The 21221-nt window shown below is 68.5% G+C and carries 23 protein-coding genes and 2 pseudogenes; 15 read left to right on the top strand and 10 right to left on the bottom strand.

What is annotated here, in order from left to right:
- The first annotated feature begins 66 nt into the window (after positions 1 to 66).
- Together OG386_RS46705 and OG386_RS46700 are read left to right on the top strand one after the other, a co-directional pair.
- Positions 67 to 345 carry a hypothetical protein gene (locus tag OG386_RS46705; RefSeq protein WP_328786124.1) on the top strand — a complete coding sequence of 93 codons (279 nt, stop codon included), beginning with the start codon at positions 67 to 69 and terminating at the stop codon, positions 343 to 345.
- A 204-nt stretch (positions 346 to 549) separates the two neighbouring features.
- Positions 550 to 1113, top strand: a complete 564-nt coding sequence (locus OG386_RS46700; protein WP_328786125.1) for a hypothetical protein — start codon at positions 550 to 552, stop codon at positions 1111 to 1113.
- 528 nt (positions 1114 to 1641) lie between these two features.
- Here OG386_RS46700 and OG386_RS46695 read toward each other — a convergent pair.
- A complete protein-coding gene (locus OG386_RS46695; protein WP_328786126.1) occupies positions 1642 to 2118 on the bottom strand; it encodes a hypothetical protein in 477 nt (158 codons plus the stop codon).
- 155 nt (positions 2119 to 2273) lie between these two features.
- Here OG386_RS46695 and OG386_RS46690 point away from each other — a divergent pair, with 155 nt between their 5' ends.
- Positions 2274 to 3083, top strand: coding sequence for a CGNR zinc finger domain-containing protein (locus OG386_RS46690; RefSeq protein ID WP_328786127.1), 810 nt, complete (start codon positions 2274 to 2276; stop codon positions 3081 to 3083).
- 243 nt (positions 3084 to 3326) lie between these two features.
- Here OG386_RS46690 and OG386_RS46685 read toward each other — a convergent pair whose 3' ends face one another.
- Entirely contained in the window at positions 3327 to 4640 is a 1314-nt protein-coding gene (locus OG386_RS46685) for an XRE family transcriptional regulator (protein ID WP_328786128.1), read from the bottom strand.
- A gap of 398 nt (positions 4641 to 5038) precedes the next feature.
- Between OG386_RS46685 and OG386_RS46680 the strand changes: the two genes are divergently transcribed.
- The 11 genes and pseudogenes from OG386_RS46680 (at position 5039) to OG386_RS46635 (ending at position 15077) form a co-directional block, all read left to right on the top strand.
- Complete coding sequence (locus OG386_RS46680) at positions 5039 to 6097, top strand: radical SAM/SPASM domain-containing protein (protein ID WP_328786129.1); 1059 nt, start codon at positions 5039 to 5041, stop codon at positions 6095 to 6097.
- A 13-nt stretch (positions 6098 to 6110) separates the two neighbouring features.
- Positions 6111 to 7064: a radical SAM protein gene (locus OG386_RS46675; protein ID WP_328786130.1), complete on the top strand. Its 954-nt coding sequence runs from the start codon at positions 6111 to 6113 to the stop codon at positions 7062 to 7064.
- A gap of 34 nt (positions 7065 to 7098) precedes the next feature.
- Entirely contained in the window at positions 7099 to 7860 is a 762-nt protein-coding gene (locus OG386_RS46670; protein ID WP_328786131.1) for a creatininase family protein, read from the top strand.
- Between the two features lie 56 nt (positions 7861 to 7916).
- Positions 7917 to 9119, top strand: a complete 1203-nt coding sequence (locus tag OG386_RS46665) for an arylsulfotransferase family protein (protein WP_328786132.1) — start codon at positions 7917 to 7919, stop codon at positions 9117 to 9119.
- Positions 9116 to 10078: a glycosyltransferase family 2 protein gene (locus tag OG386_RS46660; RefSeq protein WP_328786133.1), complete on the top strand. Its 963-nt coding sequence runs from the start codon at positions 9116 to 9118 to the stop codon at positions 10076 to 10078. The genes OG386_RS46665 and OG386_RS46660 overlap by 4 nt, the downstream gene beginning before the upstream one ends.
- Positions 10065 to 10790 carry a class I SAM-dependent methyltransferase gene (locus tag OG386_RS46655; RefSeq protein ID WP_328786134.1) on the top strand — a complete coding sequence of 242 codons (726 nt, stop codon included), beginning with the start codon at positions 10065 to 10067 and terminating at the stop codon, positions 10788 to 10790. Before OG386_RS46660 ends, OG386_RS46655 begins: the two co-directional genes overlap by 14 nt.
- Before the next feature lie 23 nt (positions 10791 to 10813).
- The gene (locus OG386_RS46650) at positions 10814 to 11392 is read left to right on the top strand and encodes an AAA family ATPase (protein WP_328786135.1); all 579 of its coding nucleotides are present in this window, start codon (positions 10814 to 10816) and stop codon (positions 11390 to 11392) included.
- 153 nt (positions 11393 to 11545) lie between these two features.
- On the top strand, positions 11546 to 11731 hold the full coding sequence (locus OG386_RS46645; protein WP_328786136.1) for a hypothetical protein: 186 nt from the start codon (positions 11546 to 11548) through the stop codon (positions 11729 to 11731).
- Between the two features lie 722 nt (positions 11732 to 12453).
- Positions 12454 to 12564 (top strand): annotated as a pseudogene (locus OG386_RS47185) (helix-turn-helix domain-containing protein); the annotation flags it as partial.
- A gap of 389 nt (positions 12565 to 12953) precedes the next feature.
- Positions 12954 to 14158 (top strand): IS3 family transposase gene (locus tag OG386_RS46640; RefSeq protein ID WP_328786137.1). Its coding sequence is split into 2 segments (ribosomal slippage): positions 12954 to 13194 and positions 13194 to 14158, totalling 1206 coding nucleotides; the frame shifts between segments, so codons are not numbered across the junction.
- Positions 14159 to 14268: 110 nt separating this feature from the next.
- A protein-coding gene (locus tag OG386_RS46635; protein ID WP_328786138.1) for an IS5 family transposase occupies positions 14269 to 15077 on the top strand; the annotation gives its coding sequence in 2 pieces (ribosomal slippage) (positions 14269 to 14586 and positions 14589 to 15077; 807 coding nt in all).
- Here OG386_RS46635 and OG386_RS46630 read toward each other — a convergent pair.
- The 3 genes from OG386_RS46630 to OG386_RS46620 all read right to left on the bottom strand — a co-directional run bounded on the left by OG386_RS46630 (position 15072) and on the right by OG386_RS46620 (position 16768).
- Positions 15072 to 15446, bottom strand: coding sequence for a transposase (locus OG386_RS46630; protein ID WP_328786139.1), 375 nt, complete (start codon positions 15444 to 15446; stop codon positions 15072 to 15074). The genes OG386_RS46635 and OG386_RS46630 overlap by 6 nt on opposite strands.
- A 627-nt stretch (positions 15447 to 16073) precedes the next feature.
- On the bottom strand, positions 16074 to 16427 hold the full coding sequence (locus tag OG386_RS46625; protein WP_328786140.1) for a DUF6233 domain-containing protein: 354 nt from the start codon (positions 16425 to 16427) through the stop codon (positions 16074 to 16076).
- Positions 16428 to 16432: 5 nt separating this feature from the next.
- Positions 16433 to 16768 (bottom strand): hypothetical protein, encoded by a 336-nt coding sequence (locus OG386_RS46620; protein ID WP_328786141.1) that lies wholly within the window; start codon positions 16766 to 16768, stop codon positions 16433 to 16435.
- An 82-nt stretch (positions 16769 to 16850) separates the two neighbouring features.
- Between OG386_RS46620 and OG386_RS46615 the strand changes: the two genes are divergently transcribed.
- Positions 16851 to 17156, top strand: a complete 306-nt coding sequence (locus OG386_RS46615; RefSeq protein ID WP_328786142.1) for a hypothetical protein — start codon at positions 16851 to 16853, stop codon at positions 17154 to 17156.
- A 23-nt stretch (positions 17157 to 17179) separates the two neighbouring features.
- Here the strand turns inward: OG386_RS46615 and OG386_RS46610 are convergent.
- The 5 genes and pseudogenes from OG386_RS46610 to OG386_RS46585 all read right to left on the bottom strand — a co-directional run.
- A pseudogene (locus tag OG386_RS46610) lies at positions 17180 to 17467 on the bottom strand (GmrSD restriction endonuclease domain-containing protein); the annotation flags it as partial.
- Between the two features lie 270 nt (positions 17468 to 17737).
- On the bottom strand, positions 17738 to 18322 hold the full coding sequence (locus OG386_RS46605) for a hemopexin repeat-containing protein (protein WP_328786143.1): 585 nt from the start codon (positions 18320 to 18322) through the stop codon (positions 17738 to 17740).
- 335 nt (positions 18323 to 18657) lie between these two features.
- Positions 18658 to 19736 (bottom strand): IS630 family transposase gene (locus OG386_RS47180; RefSeq protein WP_443053035.1). Its coding sequence is split into 2 segments (ribosomal slippage): positions 18658 to 19235 and positions 19235 to 19736, totalling 1080 coding nucleotides; the frame shifts between segments, so codons are not numbered across the junction.
- Between the two features lie 380 nt (positions 19737 to 20116).
- A complete protein-coding gene (locus OG386_RS46590; protein ID WP_328786144.1) occupies positions 20117 to 20557 on the bottom strand; it encodes a hypothetical protein in 441 nt (146 codons plus the stop codon).
- 325 nt (positions 20558 to 20882) lie between these two features.
- The gene (locus OG386_RS46585) at positions 20883 to 21218 is read right to left on the bottom strand and encodes a hypothetical protein (RefSeq protein ID WP_328786145.1); all 336 of its coding nucleotides are present in this window, start codon (positions 21216 to 21218) and stop codon (positions 20883 to 20885) included.
- Between the last annotated feature and the right edge of the window lie 3 nt (positions 21219 to 21221).

Raw genomic sequence — 21221 nt, 5'->3', positions numbered from 1 at the left:
ACCTCGGGGAACTCCAACCACTCCACTCCAAGACCACCACCCTCGAACGCCCCAGTGAGGTTCAGCGTGCCCCGCATCACCACCGACCCCACCACCATCCAGACGCCCGCCACCCCTGCCGCCCCGCAGGAGACCGCCCCCGCCACGAACACCCCCACGAGGACCGTCAAGGTCATGGCGATCCTCATCGCCGTCCTCTGCGGAGCTCTCGGCGCACTCCTCGCCTTCGTCCTCACCCGTCACCTCGGAGCGACCGCGCTCGTAGCGATCGGCTCGGCCGGCGTCACCTTTCTCGACGTCACCAGCACGGTGAAGCACATCGAGGAGAAGCTCAACCTCTTGTGACGGTCCCTCAGAAGGCCGCCTGCAGGGAACGGGCGGCCCCGAATCCGGAGATGGGGCCGGGACCAACATGTCCGTACCCCCTTCGGTGGATCCTGGTACGCGGCCGGACCTCTCGGGGCAGCCTGGATGTCGCGGGTCGGCTGATGAGCGGCCGGTCGCACAGCTGGGAGCGAGGTGATCGTGGTGGACAGGGTGCTCTAGGCGTTGGGAGCCGCGCACGAGGGGTCGGTGGGGGTGCTGCTGGCCGACGGCAGCGAGCCCGGACCGGTCTACTTCGACGTGGGCAGCGGCCCGCATGTGCCGTCGTCGACCGAGTGGCACGCCTACGACGGCCGGTTCGGCCGACCGCGGGCCGCGGTCCTGCGGGGCAGCTGCTCCTGCGGCTGGCGGGGAATGGCCGAGTACCCGCTCGACTGGACCGTCCTGACCGCGGACGAGCCGCTGTACGAGGCGGACGTCGACCTGTCCGGGCCAATATCGGACTACGGCGCGCACCTGTCGGTGATCCGCGACGCCGCCGTCCCACTCCCCACGGAGCTCACCGGGCTCCTGACCGTACTCCTCCGCCGGCTCGACGGCCTGGCCGCCGAGCAGCCGCTGGTGGCGTTGAAGGCGCTGGCGGACCTGCGGTACGTCATCGCCCAGGTCGGCCAGGACGCGGCAGGCGAACTCGCCGCCCAGCAGGTACCGATCGAGCAGATCGCAACCGGGTTCGGCCCCAGCGAAGCCGCGGCCCGTACCTACCTCAACAGCTACCTCCGGCTCTGATCCACGCCCCTACGGTGGCCTGCCGCGCCTGACAGGGCGAGAGCGGACCCGACGCGAGCCAAGGCCCTGAAGCATCCGGACCGGCGCGAGGCCTCCTGCCCCGATCCGCCCCCGGCACCACGAACTGCCGGTCCTCGCGGTTCGGGGGCAGCCCGTCAAGCGACTGATCCGTGCGGGGCGTCCTGTCACGGGGGCGGGTGCTGCGGGGTGCTCGGCGACGTCGACAACGGTCACGTCCGGGCAAACGATCATGTTCCAGGGGGTGGGGCAGGCCGGCTCGACCGCGCGGGCGCGCACGGGTCGCCCCGCCAGGGCCGCCTGACGCGACGCCGACGATTCCACTCCCGCTGTCATCGCGGACGGGGCGGTTGACGGCGCAACGGGCAACACCAAGAGCATTGTTCGAGGGGCTGCAGCGTCTGGAGGTGTGTCGGACCAGCGGGGCTCCCAGGGGGCCGAGGGGTGCTGCGGTGATGCGGGGCCCCGCCACCGTCGTCCGGCTGCCCCCTCGGCCAGGGCCCTGCCTGGTCAGGCTGCTCGGGCGACGGCCGGGCCGAAGACGTTGTCGAAGGAGTGGGCGCGGTGGGTGCTGACCAGGTGGTAGGCGCCGCTTGAGTGGCGCAGGGCGTGGTCGGTGTAGTGGAGGACTTCGGCGGGGGTGAGGACTTTGAGGTCGCCGAAGACGTAGTAGAGCGGGGTTGGTGCGTGGGCGGCGGTTAGGAGGAGACCGGCGTTGAGGGTGGCGGTGCTGATCGCGTAGCGGTCGGAGTGGGTACTGGGCATGCGGTCTTTGGCGTCGATGGTGATGAGTTCGCTGCCGCGGGCGGCGATCAGGTCGGGGAACTGCCGCAGGGCGGAGCGGGTCCGGCGCAAGGCTTCGCGGACTGCATGGGGATAGGTGCCCTGTCCGCAGGGATGGACGGTCCAGCCTCTGGCGTGCAAGGCGGCGGCGACTCGCTGTTCGTGCAGGTCCCCGACAGCCTTGCGGTGCTGCCACTGCGTCACGGTGGTTTCCCCTCCGACGAGTTCCGCATGCGTGATACGAACAGCTGTCTTTTCGTATTCCCTCATCTCTGGCTATGATGCCGCACATGGCGGCATACGTTGACCCACGCTTTCGTCCCACGCTATGGCCCGGAACACCCGTTCCCGCACCGCAGTTGAGCCCCCTCACCGACGCGCGGGTGGATGGCGAGTGGATCGTCTGGAGCCCCCAGCTCCGCTCCCCCGGCGATGGCACCGTGTCACTGCCCGAGGACTTCTACCTGCGCGAATTCATGGAGCTCGCCCCTGCCGACCTGGAGGCGGTCGCCGCCATGATGCGCGCCTACGGGCATCTGGGAGGCCGCGTGGGGGCGTTGAGCCTGGACGTCGAGGAACACGAGCACTTCACCGCGCTGGCGGACAGCCTGCACCCCGAGCGCGGGCCGTTCGCCCTCTACGGCGAGCTGGCGACGCTGTTCGTCTCCGAGGCCCAGGACGCCATCGCCACCTGGCTGGCTCTGCGTCACGAGGGCGGACTGGACGCACTCGTCGAAGCCGAGGCCACCGAAGAAGAGCTCGCCCAGTGGCAGGCCGCCAACAGCGACAAGGCGGAGACGTGGCCGCGCGACCTGGACCACATGCGTGAGGAGCTGCTGGCGCTGAAGGTCAGCGACCTGGCCAGCACCCTCAACGCGGCCCTGGAGCCTTTCAGTATCGGCATCGGCGGCCTCGAGGACCGCTACCCCACACTCCTGGCCGTGACGTTCCTCCAGCTCTACAACCACCTCGCCGAGAACGCCACCATCCGCGAATGCGCCAACGAGAACTGCCGGCGGGCCTTCGTCCGCCAACGCGGACGCGCCGAATATGGACAGAACCGCACCACCGGCATCAAGTACTGCACCCGCGAATGCGCCCGCGCCCAAGCACAACGCGAACACCGGCGCCGCCGCAAACTGCAGACCGCCCCACACAAGCCCAGCTGACTACGAGATTCCGGCTGAACCCCTGAACTCCATGTCACCACCGACCGCCAGATGACCCCCGGGGCTGCTGCGGCCGGTCCCGGCCGTACCGGAGGAGGACATGGCGGGCCTGTTGTGGCCTCGTCGCGAGACCGCGTCACGCCTGGTGACAGCTCTCGTTGGGCATCTGTGCAGCCCTCGACACCCCCAGTGCCGGCAGCAGGCTTCCGGCTGATGGCCTGCGTTCGTTGCCTGGCACCGCTGTCAGGCTGCGGCGAGGGCCAGGAGTTCTGGGACTCCGGCTGCGGTGCGGTAGGGCTGGAATTCGGGCACGAGCTCCTGGACGAGTCGTTCGCAGCGCGGGGCACCGATTCGGCGGGAGAGTCGGATGGCTTCTCCGGCGGTGTGGGCTGCCAGTTCGGGTTGCTTGAGCTTCAGGTGGCTGGCTGCCTGATAGGCGAGGAAGACTCCTCGGGTCTTGTCACGGGTGGCAGGCAGAAGGGCTTGGCCCTCGCCGATGAGCTGGTGGGCGCGGGCGGCGTCCCCGAGGTCGAGGAGGGCTTGGCCGGAGTCGACGGCGAGGTCGGCTTCGGACATCCACGCGCACCATGCGGGCAGAGGCAGGCCGGACGATGCGCCGAGGTGGTGCTCAGCTGCGGCAAGGGCATGCAGGGCGGGCTGCTTCTCTCCCTGCGCGGCGAGGGTGCGGGCGAGGCGGAGGTGGAGGAGGGAGCGCGCGGCGGGGTGCTGGGTGCGTTTGAGGGCGTGCTGGAGGATTCCGGCGGCTGTGGTGTGGTCCTTGCGCCAGGCGGCTTGATAGGCGAGGTCGCCGAGCATGGCAGCGCCGAGGTCGGGGTCGTCGGTGGCGTGGGCGCTGTGGAGGCCGGCGATCCAGAGTTTGCTGGCGGCGGTGTGGTGGCCGTGGTCGAAGCGGTGCCAGGCGACGGTCTGGGCGAGGGTTGTGGCCAGGGTGTGGAGGCGTAGGCCGGTGATGCGGTCGTAGCGGCTGTGGGCGATGAGTTCTGTGACGGTCGTGAGGTGGGCGTCCAGCAGGGCTGATACGTGCTGGCGTTGCTCGGTGACCAGGCTGTTGAGCTGTCGGCTGGTGTCCTCCAGCAGGCTGACCGTGTCCTCGCCGACGAGTTTGCTGCCCTCCGACTGTGCGGCGAGCGCGATCCCTCCGCTGGTGGCCCAGGCGGCGGCCAGTGTTGTGAGGGCGGTGCCGGAGATGGTGAGGAAGGTGCGGCGTTCCATGGCGGTGTTGAGGGCCTCTCGCAGGGCGGTGACGGTGCTGGACGGGCCGAGGGGAACGACGCCTCCGTCGCTGCCGGGCAGCCAGTTCGGCCAGTTGCCGGGGTCGACCAGCTCGACGGGTAGCCCCAGCGCTTCAGCGATGTAGATCTGCGTTTCGGGTTCCGGGGTGACCCCTAGAACTTCCCACTTGCGGACCCGGTGCTTGTCGGTGCCCGAGCGCAGTCCCCGGCGCTGCGCCGCCGCGGCGATGAGGTTCGCCAAGTCGACCCGGGTCAGGCCTTTGAGCGCGCGCCGGTAAGCCAGCGGATGCGAATGCTCGGTCACGTAATCAGTCAAGCACTCCCTGTGGTTTCCCAGGGGCCGTTCCGGCGGGCGGGACCCCCGCGGGACCCCCGTCTGGCCATCGCATCGGACGTGCTGGTGCCCGAAACTCGATCCTCTGATCGGCCGAACGATCTGCTCGGCCTGGTGCCTGGCCTTGGCACCTGTCCCCCGACCCCTCGCAGATGAAGGGACCTCTCATGCCGTTTCGCGCTGGTGCCCGCTCGGGCGCCTTGTCACTCGTGCACGACGGTTGTCCGGACGGGACTGCGGCAGCCTCAATGCTGCAGACCTCCCCGTACCTTTCCAGCGTTCGTCCGAGCACCCGCTCCGACCTGGTGTATCTGTCGGACACCGCCGGGCCTGAGGCCCCCACGGGCTCTCCGCCTCTGGAGAGCACTGTGTTCGGGGTCGTGGGTCTGGACCGGGTGATCGTGTGGCAGGACGACGCTGAGGTACTCCAGCTCCTGCGGTACGCCTCCGAACGCCCTCACGACAGCACTGAGCTCTCGGCCCGGTTCGGGGCCAGCCGGGTGGCGGCGGCGGTGGCACGAGAGTGGCTACAGGATCCTGTAGAGCTGTGCCGGTCGTACCGGATCGAATCCGGGGAGATCGAGGTGACGGCCCACTGCAACTGGGGCTGCGTCTCCTGCCCGGTGGCGACCGACCCCAAGCCGCGTCGGACCATGCCGATGAGCCTGTTCGAGGAGATCGTCGGCAAGCTCACCGCGGCCGGCGCCTCGTACGTGACGTTCCAGTTCTTCAACGAGCCGACCCTGGACCGGTACCTCTCACAAAGGCTGGAGGTCCTGGCCCATCACGGGATGCCACTTGCTCTGTACACGAATGCTTCCGCGCTGACCACGGCGAAGATCGAGGATCTGAAGCGCACCGGGGTGCTGAAGGACCTGATCGTGAACATCCCCGCGGTCGACGAGGCCGAGTTCGCCAAGCTCACCGGGTCACGGAGCTACCACCACACGATGGGCAACACCGAGGCTGCCCTGCGCGCCGGGCTGCCGGTGCACGTCGTCGTCAACGGGGTCGGCGCGCGTCGGGAGCGCAACCTCGAAGAGGTCGAGCGGCACTTCGTTCCGCTTGGCGCGCAGGTGTACCCGAGCCTGACGTGTGACCGGGCCGGTGAGCTGGGCGGCGAGTACGCCCAGGGCGTCCGGGTGGAAGGGCGGCTGACCGGCTGCGGCTGGCCGGTGCAGCACGTGAACATCTCCGTGACCGGGGCCCTGTTCCTGTGCTGCAACGACTACTACCAGCGCGAGGTGTTCGGGCACGTCGGGGACGGTTCGATCGACGAGCTGCTGTCCGGCGAGCCGGCGGTCGCGCTGCGCCGCAAGGTGTTCGGCGTCGACGAGGCCCCGGAGGACTTCCTGTGTCGACGCTGCCACAACCAGCTGCCCGACTTCCCCGCCAGGGACTTCAGGCCGATCGCGACCTTCGGATAGAGGGAGGGCTCCCATGCGTGATCCGGTGCGGATCTGGTACGTGGCCGGCCAGCGGCTGTGCAATCTGGCCTGCGACTACTGCGTGTCCATCGGCGACTGGGCCAAGAGCCGTCGCCACGACTGGAAGAACCCTGAGGACCGCAAGGTCTACGAGAGGGTGGTGACCTGGATCGGGACGCGCCCCTACCCGGTGAAGGTCCGACTCGGCACCCTCGGCGAGCCGTTCGCGAGCCCCTTCTTCCTGGAGAGGGCTGCCTGGCTGACCCGGCAGAACGGCGTCGAGCATGTCGAGCTGGTCTCCAACGCGATCCTGATGCCCCGTCGGCTACCCAGGCTGGAGGCAGCGGCCAACTTAGGCAAGCTCTCCCTGTGGCTGACCTGGCACGATGGCCAGGCCGACCTTGGCCGATTCATCGCCGCAGCCTCCTTCGCACAGGAGACCTTCGGCTGCTTCGTCGTCGTCAACGCCCTGCTGTTCGAAGACAACGCGGACGCTGTGGCCCGCGCCGGGGAGGCCGCCCGCGCAGCTGGGTTGCGGTTCAACGTCGACCTCGGCTACGACCCGACCACTGCCACCGACCCGCAGGATCCGTCCAACGCGGTGCCCGCGCTCAAGGCCGGTAGTGCCCTGGAGACGCTGGCCGGCCTCGGCGGAAACCGGGCGCTCGCCGAGACGGCCCTGATCGCACTGACGTCCTGCCAGGGGATGTCCTGCCGGGCCGGCTACGACGCTGTGTTCATCGACATCCATGGCCAGGCCTACCGCTGCTCCAACTATTCAGCCCAGGAGCGCCCGGCTCTGGGCAGCGTCCTGACCGACGGCTTCGAGCTGCCGCTGCGTCCCGACCGCTGGGCTCCGTGCGCGGCCGCTGGCGGCTGCGGCAATAAGGAGGACTTCCTCAACCTCCAGATCGCCGCCCCTCTACGTCCTGAGACGGTCCCCAGCCTCGGCTGGACCGACGCCTGATCTACCGACCCGCTCTGGAAGGGAATCCGCTCTCGTGCTCATCAGCGACCTGGCCTGGCCCGACCTGCAACCCGGCCCGGAAGACCACGTCATCCTCCCCGTCGGCGCCCTTGAACCGCACGGCCCGCACCTGCCACTCGGCTCCGACACCATGATCAGCGACCACTTCGCCCGCCGGCTCGCTCACGACATCGGGGGCCGCGTCGCACCCACCCTCGGCTATGGCGTGGCCACTCCCTCCCAGCGGCTCGGCGGCACCTTCCCCGGCGTCATCAGCATCAGCGGCGACACCTTCACGGCCGTGGTCACCGAGGTCCTCGCCTCTCTGGTGCGTCACGGCTACCGCCGTCTGCTCCTGGTCAACTCGGCCATCGACAACATCAGCTTCCTGTGCGAGGCCGCCCGCGACCTGACCGAACGGAGCCCCGGCGTGCGGGTGATGATCGTGAACTGGTGGGACGTCGTCGGCGAGGACTTCCGTAACGCCCTCGCCCGCGAGAGCGGCACTGCCCGCCAGGATGACCACCATGCCGGGATGGTCGAGTCCAGCCTCGTCATGCACATCAGCCCGCACGCCGTCCGCACCGACCGGCTAACCGCCGACGGCGGCGTGGAGCAGCCCCGCCGGATCAGCTACCACCTGTACCCGCAGCCGGCCGACACCGCGACCAGCAGCGGCATCGTCTACACCGCGGCTGGGGCGGGCGCCGGGGTCGGTGAGCGGGTGGCCGACCAAGTCGCCCGGCGGCTCGCCGACGCCGTGCGCCGCGAGTTCGCCGCACCCCTTCCGTCATGACCCCGGACAGCGCCCGGGCCCGCCCGGGGACGTCTCGCAGAAGGAGAGCCACTTCGATGCCGTCTTCCGTCGACCAGCTGTACGTGTTCTCACCGTCGGCTTCCTACCCCCGCCCGTTCGCGTGCGTCATCGACAACCGGGCGCGGCTCGTCCACGCTTGGTCCAGCCCCATCGGCCAGCCCGACATCGAGACCAGCCCGCCCTCCTACCTGCGGGGCTGGAACCACGTCGAGGTCGGGCCCGACGGCAGCCTGTACGCGATGGTGCCGCTGCACGCGCTGCTCAAGCTCGCCCCGGACTCCACCCTCACCTGGCGGGCCGACCTCCCTGCCCACCACGACCTCGCCCTCAGCCCCGCCGGTGAGATCTACGTCCTGACCGAGGAACCCCGCCCCGTGCCCTGCACCGGCGGCTCCCACGTCCTGCTGGACAACTCCGTCACCGTCCTCGGCCCGGACGGGCTACTGCGGGCCGCGTATTCCCTGTACGAAATCCTGACCACCGACCCCCGGCTGGAGGCTCTGATCACCGGCGTGATCGACGAGCATCGCGTGGCCGGACGGACCGCTGATCCTGCCGTCCTCGCCCTGCGGCTGGAAGGAGCGAACGGTTGGAGGCGCGGCCGCGACGTCTCCCGCCTGCTGCGGGCCCGGCCCGGATCGCCCAGCGACATCCTCCACGCCAACACCGTCGAGATCCTCACCACCGCCCATCCCGCCGGGCTGTGGGCGGCTGGGAACGTCCTGGTCTCGCTGCGCAACCTGAACCTGATCGCCGTTTTGGACCTCGGCGCCCGTGCGGTGCGCTGGTGGTGGGGGCCCGGCGAACTGTCCGGCCAGCACCAGCCCTCCGTGCAGCCTGACGGCACGATCCTGGTCTTCGACAACGGCCGGGCCCTCAGCCGTTCCCGGGTCCTGGAGATCGAGCCGCTGACCCAGTGCGTCACCTGGCGGTACGAGCCGGGCCTGTTCTGCGAGATGGCTGGCGGCTGCGAGCGCCTGGACGACGGCGCGGTCCTCATCAGCGACGCTCAGGCCGGTCGCGCCCTGATCGTCGACCGCGACGGCCGCGAGCGGTGGACCGTTCATGTCTCTACCCGCGCCAGGTCCGCCGGGCGTTCCCGCGCGGAGTTCTACCGCCTGTCCGCCATACCCCGCCCCGCCGCCCGGTTCCTGGGTGCAGGTGACCGGCCGGCCCGTACCCTGGCCGAGTCCCAGGTCAGCTGCCACGTCGGCCAGAGCGTCCGGGGTGCCCTGTGATCAGCGTGATCGTCCCGACGCGGGACCGCCCCGGGCCGCTGCACCGCGCCCTGCGCAGCCTCGCCCGCCAGACCTACCGCCGCTTCGAGGTGATCGTCGCCCGCGACGGCGGCATGCCCGTCGGGCAGGTCATCGCCCGCTGGCAGCGCGAGATGCCCATTACTCTCCTCGACGGCGACACCCCGTACGGGGTCTCCCATGCCCGCAACCGCGCTCTGGCCGTGGCCCAGGGCGAGAACGTCGCACTCCTGGACGACGACGACGTGTTCCTGCCCCACCACCTTCAGGTCGCCGACGACGCCCTGCGCACCGGCCGGGCCGACACCGTCTACGGCCAGGCCCTCGTCAGCCCCACCTGGATCGAGGACCTGCCACGCGGCACCCACAGCCTGCCACGCAAGGACTACCCCTTCGACGCAACGTTCCTCGGGATCGCGAACACCATTCACACCGGCTCGATAGTCGCCCGCAACCCTGCGGCCTCCCCGGTTCGCTTCGACGAGACGCTGCAGCACTGCGAGGACTGGGACTTCCTCCTCGCCCTCCACCACACCGCCGGCCATCGCTTCGCCCGCCTCGACAGCATCACCAGCGTCTACCACCAGGTCCCCCGCCCCGGCGCGGTCACCTCCGCCTACCGGACCAGCCCCACCCCCTTCACCCTCGCCCGGGACACCCTCTACCGGCGCTGGCCAGCCGTCGGAGACCTCGCGGAGGAGTACCGGCAGTGGTTCCGCCACTTCGACCAGCGACTCGACGGCCGCATCGCCCTCGGCCTGCCCGCGCCGGCCCACGTCTACGAACAAGCCGTCCGCGGCCTGCACGCCACCTTCACCGCACACCGCCCGCCCGACCATGCCCTCCTCGACCGTCTACTCCCCAACGACCTCGCCTCCCGGACCGGGCAGATTCCCGAGGCCGATATCCCGCTGAAGGGAGCCGTTCATGCAGCCCGCTGACGCACCGTACGACGGCTTCGCCGACACCTTCGCCCGCGAGGCCGCCATCAGCCCTTACAACGCGCACTACGACCGCCCCACCGTCCTCGAACTCCTCGGCGACGTGAACGGCCTGCGCATCCTGGACGGCGGCTGCGGCCCCGGCCTGTACCTCTCCGAGCTCGCCGCGCGCGGAGCCGACACCGTCGGCATCGACCAGAGCGCGGACATGGTCCGCCTCGCCCGCGAGCGCCTCGGTTCGCTCGCCCGCATCCGCCAGCATGACCTCGACGAGCCTCTCACCTGGGCCGCCGACGCCAGCTTCGACATCGTCCTGCTCGCCCTGGTCCTCCACTATGCCCACGACCGTGTCCGCGCCCTGACAGAGATCGCACGCGTCCTACGGCCCGGCGGGAGGATCATCATCTCCACCAGCCACCCCACTGCGGACTGGCTCGCAGACGGCGGCAGCTACTTCGACGCCCGCCACGTGGAGGAATCCTGGTCCGACGGCATGACCCACCGCTACTGGCGTCAGCCCCTCCAGACATGGTTCGACGAGTTCACCGCCGCGGGCCTCGCCGTCGACCGCCTCGTCGAACACCGCCCCGCCCACTCGATGACCCGCCACCACCCGACCGAGTACGAGAAACTGGCCCACCAGCCCGGGTTCATCGCCTTCCAGCTCCACAAGCCGCCAGGCGCCCCCGATCTCCGTCCCGCCCAGCCGTGATTGCCTGCATCGGAGTGCCGCCCATGCAAAACCGTCCGACCCTCGTCGTAGTCAGCGGCCCTCCCGCCACAGGGAAGACCACGCTCGCCCGCACCCTCGCCCAGCAGCTGGGCTGCCCGGCGATCATCCGCGACGAGATCAAACAGGGCATGGTCATGAGCACCCCACATCACCAGACCGCCGGCGACGACCCCCTCAACATCCCTACGCTGGACCTCTTCTTCAAGACCATCACCGTCCTCCTTCAGGCAGGGGTCACCCTCGTCGCGGAGGCGGCCTTCCAGGACCGGCTCTGGCGACCAGGCCTGGAGCCCCTCCTGGACCTCGCCGACCTCCGCATCATCCGATGCACCACGCCCACCTCGACGATCACCGAACGCATCACCGAACGCGCCCGCACCGACAGCCACCGGGCGGCCCACGGTGATCAGGCCCTCCTCGCCGACATGGCAGCCGGCGCCTACGACCCCGAGCAGTTCAAGGCCATCAGCCTCGACGTCCCGACCCTCGTCGTGGACACATCGGAGGGCTACGCGCCCGGAACCGACGAGATCCAGGCATTCCTGCGGACACCACAACCGTCACTCAGCCCTCGGAAATAGATCCTCGGCAGAAGCTGACCAAGCGCGGGCACGGCTGCCGACGGCGCTCGCGCGTACGTTCATACCTACACGTTCTGAGCCCCTCGACCGATTCCAGTGATCTAGATCCTCGTAGAAGCGGCGCTCATCCGGGATCCACTGGCTTCCCGGTTTGTGGGCAGCTGGGTCGCACTGAACATCCGCGGCGCCGCCGCCTCGTTGGAACGCCAGGCGGCGGCCCACGCCGAGCTCGCGATGCCCGCACGAGGGGAACTGGGTTCGCCCAGGCGAGTGGCGTCAGCCGGGTTCTACCGGTTCATGGGCGCCTTGATCGCTCTGTGCGGGATCGTCCTCACCTGAGCGGCCTGCGTCTGCCCGGGGCGTGTGGGTGGTGGCGGTGGTAATGACGGACGGGGCGTGATTGGCCCGGGCTCGGTGGTCGATGCGGTGCGATGCTGTCGAGGACGCCGAAGTCGGCTGCGCCCTGCTAGGAGTGATGGGACACAGCAGCACTGCGTTGCCGCGCGAGTGCCGCACACGACAGGGCCGACCCGTACCCGCCGGGCCGAACCTGTCGCCATTCCCGACTCCCTGAGCCGCCCAGTCGCTCCGTAAGGCGCCTTACGGACCTTAAACCGATTACCCGTACCCGCCCAGGCTCCCGGGCGGCACGAGGACCCGGCGGGTGTGCGTACGGACGGTGCTCCGCCGCGCTGACCTTGGCGCACCTCGTCACAGCACGAAATGGGCAGCCAGAGCATCATGCGTCCGGCCCACCCTGGATGCAGCAGCTGCCGTTCTCGATGACGATCACATTGATGGGTGGCCGCGGGCGAAGGAGGAGCCTTGACTTACTTGGCTCGGATTGCCTTGGCGGACGGTGGCTCCCTGCTGGTCGAGGCTCCTACGGCGGCGTAACTGATGGGGATATTTGGATTTCCCCACTTGTCGCTCTGGGGTGGGGCAAACCTGCTCTCTTGATCTCCCCATCCATTGTGTGATCCTCCCGGCGTGTCGAGCTGGTGTCGGCGTGTCGTGGAGAGCCTGCGTGAGCTACGAGTTCGGCCTGTTCGGGGGCCTGAATGCTCACTCGGGAGGAAGACCTGGACGCTCATGCTCTGCGTCGTCAGGGATGGACGATCTCGGCGATCGCTCGGCATCTGGGCCGTGATCGCAAGACGATCCGTGCCTATCTGAACGGCGAGCGAACCCCCGGCGAGCGACGCGAGGGCCCGGACGCGTTCGTGCCGTTCCTGCCCTATTGCCGCCAGCGCCTCGCCGACGATCCGCATTTGTGGGCCTCGACGTTGTTCGACGAGGTGTCCGAACTGGGTTATGAAGGCGCGTACTCGACCTTCACTCGGGCCCTGCGCCGGTATCAGGTCCGGCCGCATTGCGAGCCCTGTCACGCCTCCACCGGCAGGAACGTCGCGGTGATCGCGCATCCGCCCGGCGAGGAGATCCAGTTCGACTGGCTGGAGCTGCCGAGCCCGCCGGAGGGGTGGGGAGTGGGTGAGGTGATCCCTGTGGTGTGGACACGCCTGACAATGGATCTTGTTGATCCTGGAAGGTGTAGATCCACGTGGCAAGGCCCTCGAAGTACGGTGCGGAGTTCCGGTCCGACGCGATCGCGTTGTGGCGGGCCTCGGCGGGCAGGCGGACGTATCGGGACGTCGCGGCCGATCTCAATGTCAACCCCGAGACTTTGCGGACCTGGGTGCGTGATGCCGACGCATCGCCGGCCGGCGCCGGAACGTCACAGGACACCGAGGTCGAGCTGACCCGACTGCGTGCGGAGAACGCCCGGCTGACCAAGGCGGAGAAGGAATGGCAGCTCGAGCGGGAGATCCTGCGCCGGGCAGCGGCGTATTTCGCCCGGGAGATGAAGTGAAGACCGCCGCTTGGGACTTTGTCTCCGCCCACGCCGACACGTTCGGCATCAAGCGGATATGCCGGGTGCTGGGAGTCTCCCGCTCGGGCTACTACCGGTGGATTGCCGGCGCCCAGGCGAGGGCGGAACGGCAGGCTGCCGAGGATGCCCTGGTCGAGGAGATCCGTGAAATCCATGCCGAACACCGCGGGAACTACGGCGCGCTTCGCGTCCATGCCGAACTGCGAGGCTTCGGCCACACGGTCAACCGCAAGCGGGTAGCCAGGCTGATGCGCAAGCACGGCATCGTCGGCCGTCACCTGCGCAGGAAGAAGCGCACTACGGTTTCGGACCGGCTCGCGCCACCGGTGGCGGATCTGGTCCAGCGGGACTTCACCGCCGGCGCTCTGGACGAGAAGTGGTGCGGTGACATCACATACGTGCAGGTCGGAGTGGCCTGGCTTTACCTCGCCTGCGTGATCGACATCCGCTCGCGCCGGGTGCTCGGCTACTCGATGGCCCCGCACATGCGCGCCGGGCTCGTCATCGAGGCGCTCCAGTCTGCGGTCGCGGCCCGCGGAGGTGACGTCGCGGGAGTGATCTTCCACGCGGACCGCGGATCGCAATATACGTCGGCCGCGTTCGCGCAGGTCTGCGACCGGTACAGCGTTCGCAGGAGCATGGGCAGGGTCGGCTCGAGCTATGACAACGCTCTGGCCGAGAGTTTCTGGCAGGGCCTGAAGCGAGAAACGATGCACGGGAAGCTGTTCTCGACGTTCCGTCAGGCGAGGCTGGAGATCTTCGAGTGGCTCGTCTACTACAACGCCCGCCGACGCCACAGCGCGCTGGGCTACCTCTCCCCGATCGAGTTCGAACAGCAGCACTACAAGACAGCTAAACTCTCACTCGCAGCATGAACCCTTGTGTCCGCACTCCGGGGGTCACCTCATCAGAGCTCGTAACACGATCTTGGTGAGATGTCCTGGTTGGGCGTGACCGGTGTGATGATTCGGCCGTTTGGGAGGGTGTGAGTACTCGGCCGTGGATCGTGGACGACGACTTGTGGGCACTGATTGAGCCGCTGCTGCCGCCCTGGCCGACGAGGTCACCAGGGCCTCGACCGGTAGCTGACCGGCTGTGTCTGCAGGGCATCCTGTACGTGCTCTGCAACGACATCGCCTGGCAACTCCTGCCGCCTGAGCTGGGATTCGGGTCCGGACAGACCCGCTGGCGAAGACTGGAGCGTTGGCAGCAGGCAGGGGTCTTCGACCAGCTGCACCGGATTCTCCTTGCCGAGCTGAACGCGGCAGGCCGGCTCGACTGGTCCAGGGCCTGCGTGGACGGCTCCCACATCCGGGCGAAAAAGGGGGCGCTGACACCGGTCCGTCACCGGTCGACCGGCGGAAGACGGGCAGCAAACACCACCTGATCTGCGACGGACGCGGCACCCCGCTCAAAGTCATCACCACCGCGGCGAACGTCAACGACGTCACCCAGACCCTCGCCCTGGTCGACGGCATCCCGCCGGTGGCGGGTCGGCCAGGCCGGCCCCGCAGGCGTCCCGAGGCCCTGCTCGGAGACAAGGGCTACGACTCCAACCCCAACCGCGATGAGCTGCGCAAACGCCGGATCCTGCCCGTAATCTCCCGCAAGGGCTCCCCGAACATCAAGGGCATGGGCAAGCTCCGCTACGTCGTTGAACAGACCTTCGCCCTGCTCCACCAGTTCAAACGACTCGCCGTCCGATGGGAACGCCGCACCGAACTCCACGACGCGTTCGTCTCCTTTGCCTGCAGCCTCATCTGCTGGAGACGCCTCAACAAGCCCGACTCATGATCGTGTTGCGAGCTCATAGCCGCGTGACCCGGACGGCACCGAGGCTGCAGCCCGCACCGACTGCGCGTCGATGATGCCTGCCGAAGGCTCCGCCTGGCGGCCCTCGCGCTCCCTCACCCGGCCGCGGAGCCGGTCGTGGAACTCGGTGATCAGTCCGTGCTCGCGCCACCGGCGGAAGAAGGCATAGACCCGGCCCCAGGCGGGGAAGTCCGCGGGCATCGCCCGCCAGGAGATCCCTCCCGCGACCAGGTAGCGGATCGCGTCCAACATCTGGCGGTGGCAGTAGCCCTCGGGCTGCCCGCCTCGGCCCTGAAGCCACGCTGGCACCGGTAGCAGCGGGCGGATGGCCGCCCACTCCGCGTCCGTCATGTCCGACGGATACCAGCGTTCCCGGTCCGGATGATCAGCCGCATTGCCGTACACGTGCGCGAGGCAATCGCACGACACGGCGGACGAGTTGAACTCGGTAGGCGCGGGCGAGTACAACAACGACAACAGGGCCTCCCGGCATCGCTCGGTCAGATTCGCATCCCCGAGCTACCGAGAGGCCCTGCCTTCATGCGCGTACAGCCGGAAGATCACCCGACCAGGAACACTGTTCGACCTGCACGTTCCATGATCGGTTGAGATACGGCTTCTCAGCTGCATCGTTCGCCTCACCACGGACTACGAGCCCCGCCATCATCATCGGCTGCTCTGATCGACGACCGGGGAGCACTGGTAGTTCAGAGAAGTGACCAGGCCAAACGAGATGGCGCCGCTCCAGATGGGTCGCACGTCGGAACCTTCCGCCTGGGCCCCTGAACCCAGGGTCGCACCAGCGGAAGACGGCTGCGGGGCGCGTACGCCCAGGTGAGTGCGGAAGCGGATGGGGGTGCGCGGGGTGCGGCCCCGTCGCGGCCTGGATGGCCAGGCCGCACCCCGCACCAGGGAACCTACCCGCCCGCCTCTGTCCCACTTGTGGTCGGGTAGCCGGGCCGCGGGCACTCGGTCGGCTCAGGTTTCCAGCATCCCCAGCCCGGAGTCGGCCCGGCAGATCGCACACGCCTCCACCCCTTGGGCGAGGGCCTGGACGGCCTGCTCGCGGGAGGCGGGGCGGGAGCGCGCCATGTCCATGGAGCAGTCCCCGGTGTGCACCATCACGGGCCGGCGTACCGCGCCGATGCCGTACTGGATCCGCCACTCGACCTCGGGCACGGGACGGTGCTCGGTCTCGGCCAGGCGCTGATCGCGGCGGGCCTCGGCGATCAGCGTGCGGACTTCGACGAGCAGCGCCTGGAGCTGCCGCTCCACCACCTCGAGCCGGGCCAGATCCGGTGGGAAGAGCGCGCGCGGATCACGCCCGGCCACGGCAGCTACCCCGCAGCCGGCTCGTGAGCCCGCTTGAGCGCCATCCGCGCGGCCACGACCTTCTCGCGTTCGACGCTCTGCCAGAACGCGTCCGTCATCACGACGCCGGTCAGCCGCCGCAGTCGTCCCTCCAGTTGCCCCAGCGCCGCCTGCTGCTCCGGGGTGTAGCCGGGGCTCGGCGGTACGTCGCCGCGCGGGGAGTAGCGGCCCTCCTGGACCGTCCAGCCGGGGAGGGGTTCCGCCGACCAGGGCAGGGTGGAGCACAGGGCGGTGTGCTCGGCGCGGACGCGGTGGAGCTGTGCCTGCAGGGCCCGCAGACGGGGAGGGAAGTCGAAGGACATGACGACATCGTACGTCTGTTCGAATTGACGCGGCCACACGCCACACCCGGACCGAAAATCGAACAAATGATGTAATCAAGCCATGGCGCAAAACCGTTTCCCGGAGGATTTGATCAAGCTCAAGCAGCAGCAGATCCGCACCTTCAACCGCCTGGCCCTGCAGCCGGCGACGGGAACGGCCGAGCTCCGGAGCGAGCTGACCAGGCTCTTCTGCCTCATCGGCTCCCACCCCCACTGGCGATGCGAGCCCCTGACCGGCCGGGCGCGCTCCGACCTGCACCACCAGGCCGTCGCCGCGCCCGGCGGGGAACCCGAGCTCGTCGTGGAGTACCGCGACGGCGAGTTCACGGTGCGCAAGCCCGAGACCCGCCCGCACTCCTGCGACTGAGTTCTCCCAGCACGCCGGGAGCGTCAGGGTGCGCTCTCGTAGACGACGGTGGTGTTCGGGCAGTCCTCCGCGACGCCGAGCAGGGCCTGGCGTTCGGCGTCGTCGGCGGCGAGGTTCCAGCGCAGCTTCGTCGCGGTCCACTGGGCGACGTACTCGCAGTGATAGCCGCCGGCCGGGGGAAGCCACTGCGCGGGGTCCTTGTCGGCCTTGGACCGGTTCGACTTCGCGGTGACCGCGATCAACGTCAGCGGAGACGCCTGGTCGTTCGCGTACGCCTCACGCCGGGCTGCGTCCCAGGCGTAGCCGCCAGCTGGCGGGGAGCGTCATTCGAGGTGTGCGGTATGCATGCCGGATGGTCGCCATCTTCCCCGTGGTGGCTCTTTGAGCCGTCGAGGGCAACTCCGTCCTCTTGCTGGCAAAGGCGCATGACCGGTGTCGGGGGTTCAGGAAATCTATCGAGCCGAGGAAACCGCCACGGCCCGGCTGGCGGCGACGGTCGGTAGGTCGTCGTCGTCGTCGTCGTCGAGGGAGGGGAGCCCTGGTGGAGGCTCCCCTCATACGCGGGTAGTCGGGAACCGCGCTTAGGGGAGGCCGGGCCAGTTGCCAGCGATCGGCTTCGGGTAGCCCTCGTCGACCTTGTCGGCCGCGATGTCATACCGCATGTACTCGGAGCCGCGGAAGAAGAACGCCTTGCCGTTGTTCCACACCACGCCGCCGTCGAGGTCCGACGCCCACAGGCCGGGCCAGTTGCCGGTGATCGGCTTCGGGTAGCCCTCGTCGACCTTGTCGGCCGCGATGTCGTAGCGGACGTACTCGGAGCCGCGGAAGAAGTACGCCTTGCCGTTGTTCCACACCACGGAGGCGTCGATGTGGTCCGGGAACAGTCCCTTCCAGTTGCCGGTGATCGGCTTCGGGTAGCCCTCGTCGACCTTGTCGGCCGCGATGTCGTAGCGGACGTACTCGGAGCCGCGGAAGAAGTACGCCTTGCCGTTGTTCCACACCACGCCTGCGTCGACGCGGGATGTGAACAGCCCTGGCCAGTTGCCGGCGATCGGCTTCGGGTAGCCGGGGTCTACCTTGTCCTTGGTGACGTCGTAGCGGTAGTAGTTTCCGCCGTCGAACAGGTACGCCTTATCTTTGTTCCAGAGCACTGGTGCGGTGACCATTTGCCGAACACCTCCTGAGTGTCGCGGTCGCGTTTCGGGCTTGCGCTGACAACGTTCCACACCCGTCGAGCGTGAGCAGGGGCCGCCCGGAGCTTGATCGTTCCTGCAATGGACATGACCACCCGCGCGGCCCAGTAGTCCGCCCGGATCGCCACGCTGTAGCACGTTCTTGATCACGCAGTGGGTTATAGCGGTACCCCTGCGGCCAGGGACAGGCCCGGAGGCCACAACTTGCCCGGCCGAGGGTCGGGTTTCACCGCAGAAACGATCAGGGGATGGGTCGATCGGCACCGGACAGCTACAGCGCGCTGCCTCCTATTACTGACCTCGGCTCATCAGGGTGAGGCCGGGTTGTCGAGGGTGAGGCCGGTGCCGGCTATGAAGCCGTCGAGGGTGTGGGGCCGGTATTGAAGGCGTTTGAGGCGGTTGCGGACAAGGGCTTCGAGGCGGTCGAGGGCCATGACGGCGAGGTTGGCGAGGCTTCGTTTGACGTGTGCCCATACCCACTCGACCGGGTTGAGATCGGGTGAGTAGGCGGGCAGCAGGAACACGGTCAGCCACTCCCGCTCGGCGACGAAGCCCTGCATCCTGCGGGAAACGTGGGTGTTGAGGCGGTCCCAGACCAGCACGATCGGGGCCTTGACCAGCTGGTGGACTCCGTCGAGGAGTGCGATGAAGTCCTGCTCGCCCATGCTGCGACGTGCACCCTTGGCTGCCGGGTGGGTCCGCAAGCGGTGACACAGCCGGGTCCTCGAGCCTGGTCGCATCGCGATCAGGCCGGCCACCGAGAGCCGGCCCGAGCGTCGTCCGCTGACCGTCACGACCGGGGTGATCCCTCGCCGGCCCCAGGTCCGTCCCCGGGGCGGCCTGCGGGTGAAGCCGGCCTCGTCCTCGAAGCAGACATAGCCCCCGCAGGCCGCCCTCGCCCTTTTACCTCCGCCCAGGTCGCCTCCTTCCACACGGCGACGGCCTGCTCGTCGCGTTCGGCAACCCGCCGGGCGGGGACCTGCGGACTGAAGCCCAGCCGGTGCATCAAGCGCGTGGCCCCCGAGACGCTGTAGGTGATGTGGAACTTCCGGCCGATCAGCGTGGCCACCCTCGAGGCAGTCCACACCTGGTCCTCCACCCAACCGTGCGCGGCCGGCCCTTCCTCCAGATACGCGGCCAGCTTCTCCAGAGACCGCGGAGACAGACGGCAACGCGACCCGCTCGGACCACGAGAGGCCAGGGCCTGGACACCACCATCCCGCCACAGCTGGTGCCACTGGTAGGCCGACTTCACACTCACCCGCAGCCGCCCCGCAACCTCCGACGGCTTGATCTGCTGTTCAAACAGTTCCGCCGCCTGCATCCGTACTGACTCCCGACGCCGGCGCCCCGTCGAAGTCAGCCCGCCCCCATCCGCATATCTCACACACCCACGGATACAGCCACCCGCCCACACCCGTCAGCGACTTCACACAGATTCACCCCGACGAGCTGAAGTCAGTAATAGAGTCTGGCGGTCCAGTCGGATGGTGAGTCGCGGCGCCAGACCGTTCTCACCCCGAGGCGACGGCTCGGCTGTCGCTGGGGCAGCTTGTCCGCATCACCTTGAACGTCACGTTAAGTCCAGAACCGGACACTTCCGGACACGAGTGCCTCATCGTGCCTGGAATACCAGCAGATTCCACGCCCGCTCCATGGTTGCAGTCGATGCAACATCGTGGCTTCAGGTACCACCACCCCAGGCGAGAGACGTTGTCGTCACCGGAGCAACCGACGGCGGAACGTCACTGACCAGGTCAGGAACGGTCAGGAGGCCGAGCGAAATAATGGCGTGCACCCCAACACCGCCCACTTCGAATCCCAGGCCTCGGCAAGCGGCACCATGTGGTCGATGTCCAGCGCACCGGCCGGCGTCACCTCCCGCTCGTCGTAGTAGCTCCACCACACCCCGCCGGTCAGGGTGCAGCCCGGCCCGATCTCCGGATACACGACAGCCTCGGCCAGGAGGACCTCCTGGCGGGTGTTGCATCCGTCGGCGGGGATGTCGCCGGCGTTCCAGTGGCGGAAGGAGGTCCGCTGGTAGCCGGTGCGGTCCTCGACCGCAAGGGGGAGCGCGGACACCGCGACCCCGATCGGCAGCACCTGCGGCACCAGACTCTCGGGGGCGGCGTGAGCGGGAGCAGCGGGAAGGGACAGGGCAAGGGCTGCTGCGGCCGCGGTGGCGGCCCGCACGATCATGATCATCACTCGGCGGTTCTACCGGCCTCAACCACGGCACAGCCAGGCCGCGAGGGGACGTTCACTCGTCTGAGGCGCTCGATTCACCGGCGAAACGCCACTGCACCCGCCACCCGCCCTTCGATAGATCCGTCATGGGGTGCGTGGCTGGTGTTGGCATCGGGCGAGGACATCACCAGCCGACGGCCTGCGGGCCCTGCACGCGTGAGTTGCCCCAGCTCGGTGTGGGGAGTAAGAAGGGGCAAATCTCCCACCCGGTACCGCGCGTCCGCAATGGACGACCTTCCCCGGGGGGCGACTACGACCTTCAGGCGAGCACGTGTGCACGCGACTGTTACTCGGCCCTCGCGATGTCCTCGGCGAATGCATCCATGTACACGCGGTGTTCCACGTGGATCATGGATTCTGGGATTTCTCCCAGTGGTGACAGGTCGACACCTTCGAGCTTCCCGCATCCGTCGAGATCGCTCAGCGCGTGCAGTAGGGCCTCTAGGGCCACTCGTGACTCTTCGCGCGGGGCCAGCATGGCGATCAGGTCCCCTACTACTCTGGCTTGGGTGACGGAGAGCAAGTTCACGAAGTCCTGAACGCAATTACTCGCTTGCGTGCGCACCGTTTCGTCGAGGCTCAGAAGGTCCCGGAGGAAGTCGACGTAATCCCTATTTTCCACATT

Source organism: Streptomyces sp. NBC_00273 (genome assembly GCF_036178145.1).
Lineage (GTDB): Bacteria > Actinomycetota > Actinomycetes > Streptomycetales > Streptomycetaceae > Streptomyces.
The sequence above is the reverse complement of the archived record's forward strand: the minus strand, read 5'-3'. Positions and strand labels throughout refer to the sequence as shown.